The organism is Sinorhizobium fredii USDA 205 (assembly GCF_001461695.1).
Lineage (GTDB): Bacteria > Pseudomonadota > Alphaproteobacteria > Rhizobiales > Rhizobiaceae > Sinorhizobium > Sinorhizobium fredii.
Genome location: NZ_AUTC01000066.1, coordinates 144,943 through 160,086 on the forward strand (window position 1 = coordinate 144,943; position 15,144 = coordinate 160,086).

General features: G+C 63.2%; 13 protein-coding genes. 9 read left to right on the forward strand and 4 right to left on the reverse strand.

Annotated elements, in window-relative coordinates; translation table 11 throughout:
- Positions 1-61: 61 nt before the first annotated feature.
- From N181_RS08630 to N181_RS33990, 7 genes are all read left to right on the forward strand, one after another.
- Positions 62-4,498: a strawberry notch-like NTP hydrolase domain-containing protein gene (locus N181_RS08630; protein WP_060563330.1), complete on the forward strand. Its 4,437-nt coding sequence runs from the start codon at positions 62-64 to the stop codon at positions 4,496-4,498.
- Complete coding sequence (locus tag N181_RS08635; protein WP_015633556.1) at positions 4,495-5,535, forward strand: DUF7146 domain-containing protein; 1,041 nt, start codon at positions 4,495-4,497, stop codon at positions 5,533-5,535. Before N181_RS08630 ends, N181_RS08635 begins: the two co-directional genes overlap by 4 nt.
- Positions 5,536-5,916: 381 nt before the next feature.
- On the forward strand, positions 5,917-6,858 hold the full coding sequence (locus tag N181_RS08645; RefSeq protein ID WP_015633557.1) for a DUF2493 domain-containing protein: 942 nt from the start codon (positions 5,917-5,919) through the stop codon (positions 6,856-6,858).
- Between the two features lie 84 nt (positions 6,859-6,942).
- A complete protein-coding gene (locus tag N181_RS08650) occupies positions 6,943-7,209 on the forward strand; it encodes a type II toxin-antitoxin system Phd/YefM family antitoxin (RefSeq protein WP_015633558.1) in 267 nt (88 codons plus the stop codon).
- Positions 7,206-7,604, forward strand: coding sequence for a type II toxin-antitoxin system VapC family toxin (locus N181_RS08655; RefSeq protein WP_014857681.1), 399 nt, complete (start codon positions 7,206-7,208; stop codon positions 7,602-7,604). The genes N181_RS08650 and N181_RS08655 overlap by 4 nt, the downstream gene beginning before the upstream one ends.
- Before the next feature lie 615 nt (positions 7,605-8,219).
- Positions 8,220-8,543 carry a DUF736 domain-containing protein gene (locus tag N181_RS08660; RefSeq protein WP_014857684.1) on the forward strand — a complete coding sequence of 108 codons (324 nt, stop codon included), beginning with the start codon at positions 8,220-8,222 and terminating at the stop codon, positions 8,541-8,543.
- A 334-nt stretch (positions 8,544-8,877) separates the two neighbouring features.
- The gene (locus N181_RS33990; protein WP_015633560.1) at positions 8,878-9,045 is read left to right on the forward strand and encodes a hypothetical protein; all 168 of its coding nucleotides are present in this window, start codon (positions 8,878-8,880) and stop codon (positions 9,043-9,045) included.
- 81 nt (positions 9,046-9,126) lie between these two features.
- Here the strand turns inward: N181_RS33990 and N181_RS08665 are convergent, their stop codons facing one another.
- Positions 9,127-9,471: a WGR domain-containing protein gene (locus N181_RS08665; RefSeq protein ID WP_223843493.1), complete on the reverse strand. Its 345-nt coding sequence runs from the start codon at positions 9,469-9,471 to the stop codon at positions 9,127-9,129.
- Between the two features lie 323 nt (positions 9,472-9,794).
- Between N181_RS08665 and N181_RS33995 the strand changes: the two genes are divergently transcribed.
- Positions 9,795-10,190: a hypothetical protein gene (locus tag N181_RS33995; RefSeq protein WP_014857688.1), complete on the forward strand. Its 396-nt coding sequence runs from the start codon at positions 9,795-9,797 to the stop codon at positions 10,188-10,190.
- Positions 10,191-10,220: 30 nt separating this feature from the next.
- Here the strand turns inward: N181_RS33995 and traG are convergent, their stop codons facing one another.
- Genes traG through N181_RS08685 form a run of 3 tightly spaced genes read right to left on the reverse strand, consistent with a single transcriptional unit; the run spans position 10,221 to position 12,647 of the window.
- Positions 10,221-12,140 carry a Ti-type conjugative transfer system protein TraG gene (gene traG, locus N181_RS08675; protein ID WP_014857689.1) on the reverse strand — a complete coding sequence of 640 codons (1,920 nt, stop codon included), beginning with the start codon at positions 12,138-12,140 and terminating at the stop codon, positions 10,221-10,223.
- Positions 12,131-12,370 carry a conjugal transfer protein TraD gene (locus tag N181_RS08680; protein ID WP_014857690.1) on the reverse strand — a complete coding sequence of 80 codons (240 nt, stop codon included), beginning with the start codon at positions 12,368-12,370 and terminating at the stop codon, positions 12,131-12,133. Before N181_RS08680 ends, traG begins: the two co-directional genes overlap by 10 nt.
- Positions 12,360-12,647: a TraC family protein gene (locus N181_RS08685; RefSeq protein WP_015633561.1), complete on the reverse strand. Its 288-nt coding sequence runs from the start codon at positions 12,645-12,647 to the stop codon at positions 12,360-12,362. The genes N181_RS08680 and N181_RS08685 overlap by 11 nt, the downstream gene beginning before the upstream one ends.
- 224 nt (positions 12,648-12,871) lie before the next feature.
- Between N181_RS08685 and traA the strand changes: the two genes are divergently transcribed.
- A partial coding sequence (gene traA / locus N181_RS08690) for a Ti-type conjugative transfer relaxase TraA (protein WP_081318986.1) occupies positions 12,872-15,144 on the forward strand: 2,273 nt, incomplete at its 3' end.

Below are 15,144 nucleotides of genomic sequence, written 5' to 3' on the forward strand. Positions count from 1 at the left end.
CTGCCGGGGTTTGGAGAGCGTCCGGGCGGGCCGGTCTTTCCGGCTCTCGACAGGATTTCCCATGAACGTGACCTCTTCCCGCGCCGCGAACGCGGCCGCTACGTCGCTCGCTCCCGCCGACCGTGCCGGCCGTGCAGGAAAAATTCTCCTCGCCGGCCATCAGCTTTTGCCGTTTCTCGAACGCGGGCAGTCCATCGGCGCAGCCGATTTGCGCGCCATCCTCACGGACACTTTCGGCGGTTCCGACGCCGAAGGTTTCTGGGCATGGAAAGACGCCTATGAAGCGACCGAGGTCGCGCAGGTCCTGTTTCTGCGCAAGTTCGGCGCGGCGATTTCCGCTCGCACGAACGTGCCCAAGGCGGCGCTGGCGATGCTGACCAAGGTCGCGTCGCTCATTCCGACCCATACGCGCCGCTCCGAGGAAAGCCAGCAGCTCCAGCAGTTTTCCACCCCACTGCCGCTTGGCCTTATCGCGGCCCACGCCGCAGGCCTCAAGGCGGACGATACCGTGCTCGAACCGTCTGCCGGAACCGGCCTCATGGCGATCTTCGGCGAACTCGCGCATGCGCGCCTTTCTCTCAACGAATATGCGCCGGTTCGCCACGGTCTGCTGGAGCAACTCTTCTTAGGCTCGGTGGTGTCGCAACACGACGCCGCCCACATCGATGACTATCTCGACCGTTCGGTTCGTCCGACGGTCGTCTTGATGAACCCGCCGTTTTCTGCCGGCGTTCATGTCGAAGGGCGCATGGCCGACGCCGCATGGCGTCATCTTGCCTCCGCCTTCGCGCGGCTTGCCCCTGGCGGCCGGCTAGTGGCGATCACCGGTTCCAGCCTTTCACCCGACAATCCCAAATGGCACGACGCCTTCGTCCGCCTGCAAGAGCGCGGCACGGTTCTGTTCAGCGCCGCGATCGATGGCTCTGTCTATGCCCGGCACGGCACGACGATGGAGACGCGGCTGACGGTGATCGACAAGATCGCCGCCGCCGATCCCAAGAGCCTCATCGCCTCGCACGGTGTCGCTCCCGATCTGGAAACATTACTTTCATGGATATCGGGCCTTCCGCCCCGCTCGCCCTCGACCGCGCCCAACTCGATCGGCGCGCTTTCCAATGGAATCGTACGCGCCTGCGCAGCGAAAATGGCCGCCCGCAAGGCCGCCGACACCTTCCGTCCCGCAGCGGTGATCGCTCCGGCAAGTCGGACAACTCCGGCTGTTCGTGCACAGCAACCGACATCCCCGCCGCCCCTCCGTATCGACGACGAGGTTGTCGAGCTCGACTACGAACTGCGCGATGCAGCGCCGAACACCCGCGTCGACGTCGCCGACGGCATCTACGAACCCTATCGCTTGCAGGCGATCCATATCCCGGACGCAAAGCCCCACCCGGACAAACTGGTCGAATCCGTCGCCATGGCATCGGTCGCGCCGCCCAAGCCGAGCTATCGGCCGCACCTGCCGAAGCGCATCATCACCGATGGCGATCTGTCCGACGCCCAGCTTGAAAGCGTGATCTATGCCGGCGAGGCTCATTCCGGCTATCTCGCCGGCCACTGGTCCGTTGATGCCAGCTTCGACAATCTCAAGGCTGTCACGCCCGAGACCGAAGGTGCTGTTCGCTTTCGCCGTGGCTGGTTTCTGGGCGATGGCACGGGTGCCGGCAAAGGCCGCCAGGCTGCTGGCATCATATTGGATAACTGGCTTCAGGGCCGTCGTCGCCATTTGTGGATTTCGAAGTCCGAAACCCTGATCGAGGATGCACAGCGCGACTGGAGCGCGCTCGGTCAGGAGAAGCTGCTGGTCACACCGCTGTCGCGCTTCCGGCAGGGGGAGGCGATCAAGCTCGAGGAGGGCATCCTCTTCGTGACGTTTGCCACGCTGCGCACCGACGAGCGCGAAGGCAAGCAATCGCGCGTCCAGCAGATCGTCGATTGGCTGGGAAACGATTTCGACGGCGTCATCATCTTCGATGAAGGCCACGCTATGGCGAATGCCGCCGGCGGCAAGTCCGAGCGTGGCGAAAAGGCCGCCTCGCAACAGGGCCGCGCCGGTCTGCGCCTGCAGCGCGCTCTGCCCGATGCCCGCGTCGTCTATGTCTCCGCAACCGGTGCGTCCGAGGTTGAGTCACTCGCCTATGCCGAACGCCTCGGCCTCTGGGGCAGCGCCGACTTTCCTTTCTCGACCCGATCCGAATTCATCGCTGCGATCGAAGACGGCGGAGTTGCGACGATGGAAGTGCTTGCCCGCGACCTCAAGGCGATGGGGCTCTACGCATCAAGGTCCTTGTCGTTCGAAGGTGTGGAATATGACATCCTCGAACATGAACTGACCAAGGAACAGGTCCGCATCTACGATTCCTATGCCGAGGCCTTCCAGATCATCCACAACAATCTCAACGAAGCGCTCGAAGCCTGCGGTATTATCAGCAGCAAGGGAACGCTCAATAAAAACGCCAAAGCCGCCGCCCGGTCCGCCTTCGAGAGCTCGAAGCAGCGCTTCTTCAATCACCTCTTGACCTCGATGAAGACACCGGCCTTGATCAACGCGATCGACAAAGATGTGGAGGAGGGCCACGCGGCGATCGTCCAGATCATCTCCACCGGCCAATCGCTCACCGAGCGCCGGCTCGCCGAGATCCCGACCGAAGAGTGGGGCGACGTTCAGGTCGACGTCACGCCGCGCGAGATCGTCGCGGAATATCTCAACCATTCCTTCCCGACCCAGCTCTTCGAGGAATATTCCGACGCCGAAGGCAACCTCCTGTCGCGGCCGGTCTATGACGCCGCGGGCAACCCGGTCCTGTGCCGCGAAGCAGTCGTGCGCCGTGACGCGTTGCTCGAACGGCTCGGCAGCCTGCCGGCGATCCCGACCGCGCTGGACCAGATCGTCCAGCATTTTGGGACGGATCGCGTTGCCGAGATCACCGGGCGCACGCGCCGGATTGTCCGCCGCGACGACGGCGGCTCGATCGCCCGCTTCGCCGTCGAAAGTCGGCCGGGCAGCGCCAATCTCGACGAGACCCGCGCCTTCATGGATGACGAAAAGCCGATCCTGATCTTCAGCGAAGCCGGCGGCACGGGACGCTCCTATCATGCTGATCTCGGCGCGAAGAACCAACGCCTGCGTCTGCACAATCTTCTTGAAGCCGGCTGGCGGGCCGATGTGGCGATCCAGGGTCTCGGGCGCAGTCATCGCACCAACCAGGCACAGCCGCCGCGCTTCCGCATGATCGCCACCAACGTCAAGGCGGAACGCCGCTTCCTGTCAACGATTGCGCGGCGCCTCGACACACTCGGCGCGATTACCCGGGGTCAGCGCCAGACCGGCGGGCAGGGGATGTTCAGGAGCGAGGACAATCTTGAATCCCAGTACGCCCGCGACGCGCTCAGGCAGTTCTACAAGCTCATCCACCGTAGCGGGATCGATGGCTGCTCGCTGGAAAAATTCGAGACGATTACGGGCCTTTCATTGACCGCCGAGGAAGGTGGTCTCAAGGACGAACTGCCGCCGATCCACACCTTCCTCAACCGCATGCTGGCGCTGACGGTTGCTATGCAGAACCTGTTGTTCGACGCCTTCGAACAGTTGCTGGCTGCCCGGATCGAGGGCGCAATCGCCGCCGGTGTCTATGACAAGGGGCTGGAGACGCTGACAGCGGACCGTATGACGGTGAAGGCTAGGCAACTCGTCTATACCCACCCGGTCACAGGCGCGCAGTCGCATCTGCTGACGATCGAGCGCATGGATCGCAATACGCCGCTGCTGCTGGCCGACGCCCTGAAACTTGTGGGCCGTGACCCACGTGTCAAGCTGATGGTCAACGGCAAGTCCGGCCGCCCGGCCGTGCAGGTTCCGACCCGCTCGGTCATGCTTGATGACGGTTCAGTCCAGCCGCGCGTCGCGCTCATCCGGCCGATGGACGAAATCCGGTTTGAGGTGCGCCAGCTCGAAGAAACGAACTGGGAGGAAGCGGACGAGCAGATCTTCTCAGCCGCATGGGATGCCGAAGTGGCCAATCTCCCGGAGTTTTCCATCACGACCATGCATGTCGTCTCCGGTCTACTATTGCCGATCTGGAAATTGCTGCCGCAGGATTTCTGCCGCGTCTATCGTCTGGAGACCGACGAGGGCGAGCGGATCGTCGGCCGCTTGATCTCTTCGGAGGGCCTTTCCCGACTTTGCCGGAATTTCGGGCTCGATCAGACGGAGGTCATCAACGCCGACCAGGTCTGGCAATCGCTTCTCGGCGGCTCCTCGGTCGTTGCCCTCGCAGGGGATATGACGTTGCGCCGGGTTCGGGTGATGAACGACTATCGTGTCGAACTCAATGGCTTCACCGACGGGATGCGGGACAGGCTCAAATCCGTGGGTCTGTTCTCAGAGATGATCGCCTGGAAGCTCAGGTTCTTCATTCCGACGTCCGAGGAAGGATCGGCGATCGTCGCTCGCCTCATCGAACGGCATCCGATCGTCGATGTCACTGGACCGGTATGATCGCCATGCTGTCCGCTTCTCAATTGGCCGATCGTCTCGCGCGCGACGCCGAGGCGGTCTGCCGTCATTACCTCTCCGCCGGCCATCGGGCCGGCAACTACTGGATTGTCGGCGACGTCGCCAACAGCAAGGGCAAGTCGCTCTATGTCCATCTCTCCGGCCCGCGTGCTGGGCGGTGGACAGATGCAGCAACCTCTCAATATGGCGATCTGCTCGACCTCGTTCGAGAAACCTGCGGGTTGGTGGACTTCCGTGATGTCGCAGACGAGGTGCGGCGTTTCCTAAGCCTTCCCCATCCGGCGTCGTCCCGCAGGGGCGACGCCCACACCGATCCGCCGGTCGATAGACCGGCAGGCGAACGCGCAAGACGCTTGTTCCGGATGACGAAGCCGCTTGGCCGTTCACTGGCCGACAGCTATTTGCGCCAGCGGGGCATCCTGCGGGCAGCTCAGCACCAGGCGCTCCGTTTCCATCCCTCGTGCTTTTACCGGGACCTCGTGACCGGCAGGACGTTGAGCTATCCGGCGCTGATCGCAGCCGTGACCGATCCCTCAGGCGCGATCACCGGTGTGCATCGCACCTGGCTCGATCCGGGGGGCGACGGAAAGGCGAAGGTGAACGATCCCCGCCGCGCGCTCGGCGGGCTGCTCGGAAATGCCGTGCGCTTCCGTTTTCCCGGTAATGCGCCCGTGCCGGTGATAGTCGCGGGCGAAGGGCTCGAAAGCATCTTGTCGCTCGCGCACGTGATGCCGGGCATGCCGATGGCCGCGACGCTGACCGCCAATCACCTTTCCGCCTTTCGGCTGCCCCATGGTTGTCAGCGGCTCTACATCGCTGCCGATGCCGATGCGGCCGGCCGGCATGGCATCGAGGGATTGAGCCGCCGCGCGCAGGCGCTCGGGATCCTGCCGCTCGTGCTCACCCCCGAACTCGGCGACTTCAACGAGGATCTGCGCCGGCTCGGACCCGACCGGCTCACTGGGCATCTGAGAGCCCAGCTCGCGCCGGAAGATGCCCAGGCCTTCCTGCCCACCTGATGCTGCTGGACGGAAAGGCGGGAGAGGGCGCGCCGTGGCAGGGAAGGCCGGTCCATGCTGGTCGCCGTTCGGGTAGGCGCGCGCCCGCGGGCCTGCCGAGAGGCGACCCTTACCAGACGGCTGTCGGGCCTTCAGCGGGTCGGTCGGGTTTCTTCCCCGCGCCGGCACTTCCTTGGCGCATCGGCTGTTCCGAAAACCGGTTCCCACTTTTCGGGCCGATGCTGAAGCCGGCGCTCCTCGCGGGCCAAGAAACCCTCCCTCAGCCGCCCGGCGCTTCGCTGGGCCGCGGCGTGAGGCACGCCGCGGTTCCGGTCTGCCCGCCGCATGGAAGGGATCGCCGTCAGGCCGCGAGAGGCGCGGCCCAAACCGACGGAGACCATCATGAACCTGTCCCTTCCCATCGACGACGCCTTCGAACCCCACCACGCCTCTTCCCCGACCGACCGCTTCATCTACGAGATGCAGATCTATGGCCATCGCCCCTTCCATGACGAACCAGACCCGCGGCCGTTGCCCGAGGAGCCAGTGGTCCAGTCGGCGCTGGCCGCGATGTTCGACGCCATGTTCGAGATGCTCGGCGACACGCGGTTGGAGCCCGATCTCGAAGATCTGCTCTGGTCGACGGTCAACCTCTTCCACCGCGCCGGCGAGCGCATTCAGCGCGAGCTTCAGCGCAATGAGGATGCGCAGCGAAGCGGACAGAGCGAGCAGGACGGCTCGGAGGTGAAAAGCGTCGAGCTCGAGCGTCACATCGCCGAGGGGATCACGCTCCTCGAGCGCCGCAATGCCTTCGAGTTCATGCGTGACTATGCCGCCGATCTCTTCGAAGCCCAGACCGGATCGGCATGGCGCCCGCGCACCGGCTCGAAGGTCAGCCATGCCAATATGACCGCGGCGATGATCGACTCCAGAGATTTCCTGTCCGCCCGCCGCCGCGCCGAGACCGAGGTGCTGATCCCGGCCGGCACCAAGATCGCCTTCGGCGGCGGCATCGATTACAACGATCACGAACGGATCTGGGCGAAACTCGATCAGGCTCTCGCCAAATATCCCGATATGGTGCTGTTGCATGGCGGCTCGCCGAAGGGAGCCGAACGTATCGCCGCCTGCTGGGCCGAGGCGCGAAAGGTGACGCAGATCGCCTTCAAGCCGAACTGGACGAAGCACGCCAAGGCGGCACCTTTCCGCCGCAACGACGACATGGTGTCGGTCATGCCATCAGGCGTCATCATCTTCCCCGGCTCCGGCATCACCGGCAATCTCGCTGACAAAGCTCGCCGACTCGGCATCCCGGTCTGGCAGGCTGCGGGGGATGGCGCTTAAGGCGCCATTTCCCCACATGGCTAAGGCGATGCTTGCATTTCTTGAAAATTGTGTACACATTTCCCACTGAAACGGAGCCTCGCCATGCCTCAATCCCGGCAGCAGACATCAACTCCCCGCCGCGTCGGCGTGCGGGAATTTCGCGGCAACCTGACGTCCTTCCTCAAGCAGGTCGAAGACGGGCAGAGGTTCGTCCTGACGTCCCATCATAAGGTCGTTGCGGAAATCGGACCGCCGTCGTCAGACGTCGTCATACGGAAACCAGGTGCATTGCGCGGAAAGATCAAAGTTGCCGATGACTTCGACAGCCTGCCGGAGGATGTTCTAAAGTCCATGGAAGATGGGACGTGAGGCTGCTGCTCGATACGCATGCCTTGTTGTGGTGGCTGAACGACGACGAGAAGCTGGGGAATCATGCGCGAGGCCTTATCGGCGATCCTGAGAACGACGTCCTCGTCAGTGCCGTCTCCCTTTGGGAAATCACCGTGAAGCTGCGGATTGGCAAACTTGATGCCGATATAGAAGAGATTCTTGCGATCTTGCCGGGTCAGGGATTCGACCGGCTGGATATTACAAATGCGCATCTTATCGCTCTTACGGCTCTTCCGCTTCATCACCGCGATCCCTTCGATCATCTTCTCGTGGCGCAGGCCATGGCGGAGGGAGCGCATTTCGTTTCCCAGGATCAGAATGTCGCACTCTATGGCATTCCGTTCGTCACTTGCTCGGATCCAGTTGTCTCGTGATCTCCGACGGGCTTGGTTCCGCTGACCAAGCCGGCTCCGATCGCTCGGATGGCGCGCTTGCCCGTGGCGATGTGCCTGGCGAACACCGACGGCTCAGATGGCCGGGCGCGGACGGACGAGTGGGGGAAAGATCACTCATCTGATGCCCACGCGATCAGCTTCACCCGGTATTGCCGCACGGTCTGCAGGCGGCATACCGTCCCCGTGTCCACCTCTCGGATCAACAAAGGGATGATATCGACAGGGGACGTGTGCCTGCTGTAGTTGGGAGCGGGCGAGGGTACCCGATTGACTGGCTTGGAGGCAAAACGTTCAAGGGATGCGCGGCCGATACCCCGCAGCGCTGGGCCGGGCGGCTATGATGGTTTGTCGCGTCCTTCAGTTGCCCCGAACCATTCCCGTTTTATGTCGCTCGTATAGACGACCGCCTGCTTTTGCGGCCAACCCCTAAAGGGGTAAGACTCGGCCGAAATTTTTGCAAAATTCGATTTCGGTTCTTTTCTCTCGGCGGAAAATAGAATTTTGCAAAAATTTCGGCCGAGCTGACCGCAGCAGGTCGGCCGTCTCTTCGCGCGCCATCGGGAATGGTCCCGAGCAACCGAAGGAGACAGTACCATGGCCACCACGATCGCAACCCTGACGCAGAAGACCGACGGCATCCTCGAAGGCGTCTTCGCCACCATCCGGGTCAACGCCCCGATCGCCATCGTCCCGAACGCAAGCAAGTCGAGCGAAGAAGCCCCCGATTACCGCGTCATCCACCGCAAGACCGGCTTCGAGATCGGCGCGGGTTGGAACCGCATCGCCCGCCAGACCGGCGAGGAATACCTCTCGGTGAAGCTGGAGGCCCCCGAGATCGGCGTGATCTTCGGCAACCTGGCACCGGCACCCGGCGGCGATCCGAGCAAGAAGGTGATCCTCTGGAACAATCCGAACTGACGAGCCAAGCGAGCGGCCCCGAGCAATCGGGGCCGGCTTCATCGTTTCGCGCAGCATCGGGAGCAAAAACGGGCATCGAGCCCGCTTTTGCTCCTCCTGCCGTGCCACATGAGAGGAAAGCCTGTCTGCTCAGATAGCCAAGTCTGCCGTGAGCATCGCGCCGCCTCAAGGACATCGCGGCCCCTCCAATTTTCAGCCGGTGCCCTGAAGGGCACCGTCAGAAAATCGGTTCCTCCGCTCGCCGCCTCCGGCGGTCGCTCACGCGATCCTTGACCCGGCCCGATCCTCACGACCCCGGGCGTCATCTTTCACACTATCCAAGGAGATGACGACGATGACGATTGCACTCGAAATTCAGGTTGAAGAACTGCGCGCCGAGCTCAGGAACGCAGACCCCGCCGAACGCCGCCAGATCGAAGTGGAGCTGGAACTGGCTGGGGCCGAACTGGCGGCGGCGATCGCCGAACAGGAGGGCGCCATCGACGCCGCTCCGCCCTTCTGAGGGGGGCGTTTGCCCTCGCGCCTGGGCCGGCACGCCGGATCGACCGGCGCGTCGACCCGGGGCTCCGCTTCGTACCAGTGATCACCGGTAGGGATCCGGTACGCTCGCCGCGGGCAACCCGCGGGCCATGTGTTCACGCCGAACACGTGTGTTCGGTCGATAGCCGCGCGCCCGTTTGGTCCGCAGCAGATCGAGGAACAAGCGGACAGCATCCTCTTCCTTGTCGAAGTGATGCACCATGGCCTGTCCGACTGTCCCGATGCGTCCCCAACGCCGCGTGAGGCAGGGCGTACCGAACAGCGTCGGTTCGATCGCGAGCGCGTAGAAGCGCGCCATGTTTTTCGTCGCATCCGTGCGTTCGATGTAGAGCTGATAGGGCTGAGTGAGCATGGCGTAAGAATCGCCCGTCCCGGCTTTCGCGTCCAACGACACTTATGAATCGGTCGGCCTCCTCCGATTCATTTTCGTGATCGATCGTCGAGGCTGAAGATCGTTGTTTGGGCGAGCCGGCCGACGGCCGACCGGGTGCTATTCGCTTCGCTCACGGAGCCCGCAAAAAGGTCTCCGCCTCCGGTCACGCCCCCTCTCGCGGAATAATCCGGCCGGATCGACCGGCCGCCTCATAGCAAAGGGAATACCCTTTGCGCTCCCCGTCGGTTGCGTGAATGACATCGATCATGTTCTTGCTTTGATCCCACGGTGCGAATAGACTCTCAGGAACCTGACAGTCTCTCGCCGAGGAGCCCGTCATGTCGATAGAGCCTCAAAGCGCTCAACGCGAAACCGGCGCGACGATCCGAAGCGGAACTTTCCGCGCGCTTCGGTTCATCGTCAGGCTTCCGTTCGCGATCGCCTTCGGCGTCGTCAGGGCGGCGGTTTACAGCGCGTGGTATCTCGCCTTCTATATCCTTTGCATGTTCCGCCCGTTCACAGGTTTCATGATGCTCACGGCGATCGTCATGGTGCCGATGTCGATCGTCGTCTACGCCCATCCCGAAGCGGCGAACGGCATGCCCTTCTGGGCGTTCGGTCTGATGGCGCTCGGGCTCGTTGCCTTTGCGATCGGCTATACGATTTTCCTCGACTGGTTCACGCCGCCTGGCGCGGAGGACCCGTTCGCCCGGTATCGCCGTTCCGATCGATAGGGCTTCTCCCAATGTGAGGCTGGCGGCTCATCACGGGATCGGCTTGACGAAGCGATTGGCCTTCGCGGCCTCGTTCATGTCCTTCCGCCGGAAGTAGATTGCCCGACCGCAGCGGATCGGGCTGTGGCCCTGAACGATGATGATCTGCTCGTCTTTTCGCATCGATTGGGTGATCTCGTGCGGCATGATCAGCGGCCGGCGTTGGAAGTTGACGCTCTCGGATTTGCGCGATGCGCTGTTCTTCGTGTCCCAGCCGATGTTGCGGGAGCTTCCCTTCACCTCCACCGTCATCTCGCCGCACTGCGCCGAAACATTGCGCGCCGTGTCGAGCGCCTTGATCGCGGCATAGGAGGCGAAGGCGCAGCCGTCGATCCACGACGTCGCGCCATCCTTCCCGAAATGCCGCTCCAACTGGCCGACCGACTGGTACATCAGCATCATGGAAATGCCGTACTTGCGGCCGCGATCGCGCGCCTCCTCGAGTACCCGCATGTAGCCGAGGAGATCGACCTCATCGAGCATGAACAGCGCCCGGCGCTTGAAGCCGCCATCGGCCTGGACCATGGCGTTGATCAGCGAGCCGATGATGACGCGGCCGATCCCCGGATAGGAGCGCAGGATCGATGCCGGGATGTTGAGGAACACGTCCTTGTTGCCCGAGACGATATCGCTCGACTTGAACGCATTACCGCAGACGAGCGCGGCGTAGCTGTCGAGCGAGAGCCATTGTGTGTCTTTCGACGCCGTCGAATAGACGCCGGAGAAGGTCTGCTCGGTCATGTTGGTGAAGACGCCGAGCGTCTCGCGGATGAACGCGGACGCGGAATGCTCCTGAATGTCGCGCAGCATCGCCAGCACCGAGGGCTCCGGCTCGGACACGATCTGCCGGAGACTGCGTAAGTTTCGCCGGCCGGCATATTCGGGCGACAGCATCACATGGGTGAGCAGGCCGGTCAGGAGATTGTGCGCCTGGTTTTGGAAATAGGAGCCGGTCGAGCTTTCGAAGCGTATACTTTCCGACAAAAGCATGTGGGCAATGCCGACGATGTCCTCTTCCTTTTGCCGTGAGTGCTCGATGCCATCGAGCACGTTGAAGCCCATGATCGGGTTCGTCGGATCAAGCACCATCACCTCGCGGCCGAGCACGCGGGTTCGGTGCTCGACCACCATGGGCGCGACCTCGGTGGAAGGATCGAGGCAGATCAGCGGCCCGGTATAACGCAGCGCCGTCGGCACCACATTGCTCGTCGTCTTGTATCCACCCGACCCGGCAAAGAAGAGCATATGCGTGGAATCGAAGTCTTGGCGGTAGGTCAGCAACGGGGTCTTGCCGCCTTTCCCCCATGCGGCAGGATCGTTCGGATCGAAGGGCAGTTCATGGACGATGTCCTTGTCGACGCGGTAGCGCTCGCCGACCACGATCTCGCCGTCCGGCGGAAACAGCTTTCCCGCCGCCGACATCGGCAGCCAGTCCGCGTCCCCGAAGGTTCCGAGCTTGGCGCGCTTCACCGGTTCGGACACGACGGTGGAAATACGCGCGGCGATCGCCACCGCGATGAAGCCTACGACCGCGCCGACGACAGCGACCATGTCGAGATAGGACAGTGCCCGGTCCCATGATAGCGCGCCGCTCTCCACGGATGGGGCGAGCCGGCCGAATTCACGGACCGCGTAGAAGCCGGCGACCGTCAGAAAACAGGCGAGGCCTGCCATCGCGACCGGCCTTCGCCGGTGCAATGGCAAGGCCCAAACGGCCAAGAGGCCGGCGAGCGGCCCGAACAAAAGCGCCGGCACCGGCGAGACCCGCAGGAACCAGTATTGCGTTTTCCCCGACATGCCTTCGGCAAGAGCCTGCCAGCGCCAGCCGACGACATAGACGGCAAAGGCGGTGACGGCGACGGGCACCAGAACGAGCAACAGGCTCGGATGCGGTTTTGCCTTCAGTGCCATTCCGGCGCCTCCGCGATGCCGGATGATCCCGCATCCAGCGCGGGAGCCTTGAAGGCTTCCTCGCCGATATCGCGCAGCCGCCGATGCTCGGCAGAGCCGGGCGCGACGCTTGCCAGTTCGATGAGGCCGCCGAGCAGAAACGCCCGGTCGGCGTTCGACAGTCCCGCCCTGACGACGATGCCGCCAAGCAGGAATTTCTCGCGGGCCTCCTTTTTGCGATCAGCCGTCATGAGAAACCTCCGCCGTCGTTCCAGACCCGCCATTTGGCGGTCGACGCGGCGAAGCAGTTGCGCCAGCAGTCCCCTTCTTTTCCCCTTTGCGAAATCGCGCGGCGATCTCTTCGAAGACCGCGTCGAGCTCCTCGTCGGCGATCTCCATCTCCGCCAAACCTGATTTTGTCGCGGCGCGTGCAAACCGTTCGGCGGATTTTACTATCAGCGTTCGTCTGCGCTCGCGCAGCTTTTCGATCTGGGCGTCGATATCGGAAATCGATGATTTTGCGGCCATTCGGGTATGTCCTTTCCTGTTCGAGCAATCTGATCGGCGTCGATTATACTATCTGGAAAATGATAGTAAACTAGGCTAGTGTGTATCATCCCGAAAACGTCGCAGCCGGAAAGCCGGCCGATGGCCGTCTTCCGGAGAAGCGGTATCGGCCCTTCGGTCCGATCGGTTTGAGGGCGCAATATACGTCGCTGGCGCGACGTGCTCGGAGAGGTCTGGAGACGGTCGTGGCGATCATGTTCGTCAGAGCGCAGGTGATCAGCAGGGGAGCGGGGCGAAGCATCGTCTCGGCCGCCGCCTATCGCCATCGCGCCCGGATGATGGACGAGCAAGCCGGCACGTCCTTCAGCTACAGGGGTGGGGCCTCTGAACTGGTGCATGAGGAACTGGCGCTGCCGGACCAGATCCCGGGCTGGCTGAAGGCGGCGATCGACCGACAATCCGTCGCCAAGGCGAGCGAGGCGCTCTGGAATGCGGTGGAGTCTCACGAGACACGAGCGGACGCGCAGCTTGCCCGGGAGCTGATCATCGCGCTGCCCGAAGAACTGACCCGGGCGGAGAACATCGCCCTGGTGCGCGAGTTCATCCGGGACAATTTGACGTCCAAAGGCATGGTCGCGGACTGGGTCTATCACGACAAGGACGGCAATCCGCATATCCATTTGATGACGACGCTCAGGCCCCTGACGGAGGAGGGGTTCGGGCCGAAGAAGGTGGCGGTGCTTGGCGAAGACGGCGAGCCGTTGCGTGTCGTCACGCCGGACCGGCCGAACGGAAAGATCGTCTACCAGCTCTGGGCCGGCGATAAGGAAACCATGAAGGCATGGAAGATCGCCTGGGCGGAAACCGCCAATCGGCATCTTGCGCTTGCCGGGCATGAGATCCGGCTCGACGGCCGCTCCTATGCCGAGCAGGGCCTTCACGGCATCGCACAGAAACATCTCGGGCCGGAGAAGGCGGCGCTCGCGCGCAAGGGCGTCGAAATGTATTTCGCGCCGGCCGATCTTGCGCGCCGACAGGAGATGGCCGACCGGCTGATCGCCGATCCCGAGCTTCTGCTGAAGCAGCTCGGCAGCGAACGCTCCACCTTCGAAGAGAGGGATATCGCCAAGGCGCTGCATCGCTACGTCGACGATCCAGTGGACTTCGTCAATATCCGCGCGCGGCTTATGGCCTCGGACGATCTGGTGCTGCTGAAGCCGCAGGAGGTTGACGCGCAGACTGGCAGGGCGTCGGAGCCGGCGGTCTTCACCACGCGAGAGATCCTGCGCATCGAATATGACATGGCGCAGTCGGCGCAGGCCCTGTCGGAGCGCAAGGGCTTTGGCGTCTCCACGAAACAAGTTGCGGCTGCAATCCGAAACGTCGAAACGGCCGATCCGGAAGAGCCATTCAAGCTTCACGCGGAACAGGTCGATGCCGTCCGTCACGTCACCGGCGACAGTGGCATGGCCGCTGTGGTCGGTCTTGCCGGCGCGGGTAAGTCGACCCTGCTTGCTGCCGCGCGCGTCGCCTGGGAAAGCGAGGACCGGCGGGTGATCGGTGCGGCGCTTGCCGGCAAGGCGGCCGAAGGGTTGGAGGACAGTTCCGGCATCAGGTCGCGCACGCTGGCTTCCTGGGAACTGGCGTGGGCCGGGGGGCGTGAACAGCTCGATCGGGGCGATGTGCTGGTGATCGACGAGGCCGGCATGATCTCCTCCCAGCAGATGGCCCGCGTCCTGAAGATCGCCCAAGAGGCGCAGGCGAAGGTTGTTCTGGTCGGTGACGCCATGCAGCTGCAGCCTATCCAGGCGGGCGCGGCCTTCCGGGCGATCACCGAGCGGATCGGGTTCGCGGAACTTGCCGGTGTGCGCCGCCAGCGCGAGCAGTGGGCGCGCGATGCATCCCGTCTCTTCGCCCGCGGCAAAGTCGAAGAGGGCCTTGATGCCTACGCGCAGCAGGGCCACATTGTAGAGACCGAAACCCGTGCCGAGATCGTCGACCGCATCGTTTCCGATTGGACCGATGCCCGCCGTGACCTGCTTCAGAAATCCGCCGCGGGCGAACATCCGGGCCGGCTTCGCGGCGAAGAGCTGCTTGTTCTCGCCCACACCAACCAGGATGTTCGGAAGCTCAACGAATCCCTGCGCAAGGTCATGATCGACGAGGGCGCACTGACTGCTGCGCGGGAATTCCAGACGGCGCGTGGGTCTCGTGAGTTCGCCGCCGGCGACCGGATCATCTTCCTCGAAAACGCCCGCTTCATCGAACCGCGGGCACGGCGGCTTGGGCCCCAATACGTCAAGAATGGCATGCTCGGCACGGTCGTTTCGACCGGCGACAAACGCGGCTGTGCGCTGCTGACGGTGCGCCTTGACAACGGCCGGGATGTTGTCATCAGCGAGGACAGCTATCGCAATATCGATCATGGCTATGCTGCGACCATCCATAAGTCTCAAGGGTCGACCGTCGACCGGACCTTCGTGCTCGCCACCGGCATGATGGATCAGCATCTGACCTA

Coding starts and splice junctions, on each gene's coding strand:
- N181_RS08630 (WP_060563330.1), top strand. CDS start 62: ATGAACGTGACCTCTTCCCGCGCCGCGAACGCGGCCGCTACGTCGCTC.
- N181_RS08635 (WP_015633556.1), top strand. CDS start 4,495: ATGATCGCCATGCTGTCCGCTTCTCAATTGGCCGATCGTCTCGCGCGC.
- N181_RS08645 (WP_015633557.1), top strand. CDS start 5,917: ATGAACCTGTCCCTTCCCATCGACGACGCCTTCGAACCCCACCACGCC.
- N181_RS08650 (WP_015633558.1), top strand. CDS start 6,943: ATGCCTCAATCCCGGCAGCAGACATCAACTCCCCGCCGCGTCGGCGTG.
- N181_RS08660 (WP_014857684.1), top strand. CDS start 8,220: ATGGCCACCACGATCGCAACCCTGACGCAGAAGACCGACGGCATCCTC.
- N181_RS33990 (WP_015633560.1), top strand. CDS start 8,878: ATGACGATTGCACTCGAAATTCAGGTTGAAGAACTGCGCGCCGAGCTC.
- N181_RS33995 (WP_014857688.1), top strand. CDS start 9,795: ATGTCGATAGAGCCTCAAAGCGCTCAACGCGAAACCGGCGCGACGATC.
- traG (WP_014857689.1), bottom strand. CDS start 12,140: ATGGCACTGAAGGCAAAACCGCATCCGAGCCTGTTGCTCGTTCTGGTG.
- N181_RS08680 (WP_014857690.1), bottom strand. CDS start 12,370: ATGACGGCTGATCGCAAAAAGGAGGCCCGCGAGAAATTCCTGCTTGGC.
- N181_RS08685 (WP_015633561.1), bottom strand. CDS start 12,647: ATGGCCGCAAAATCATCGATTTCCGATATCGACGCCCAGATCGAAAAG.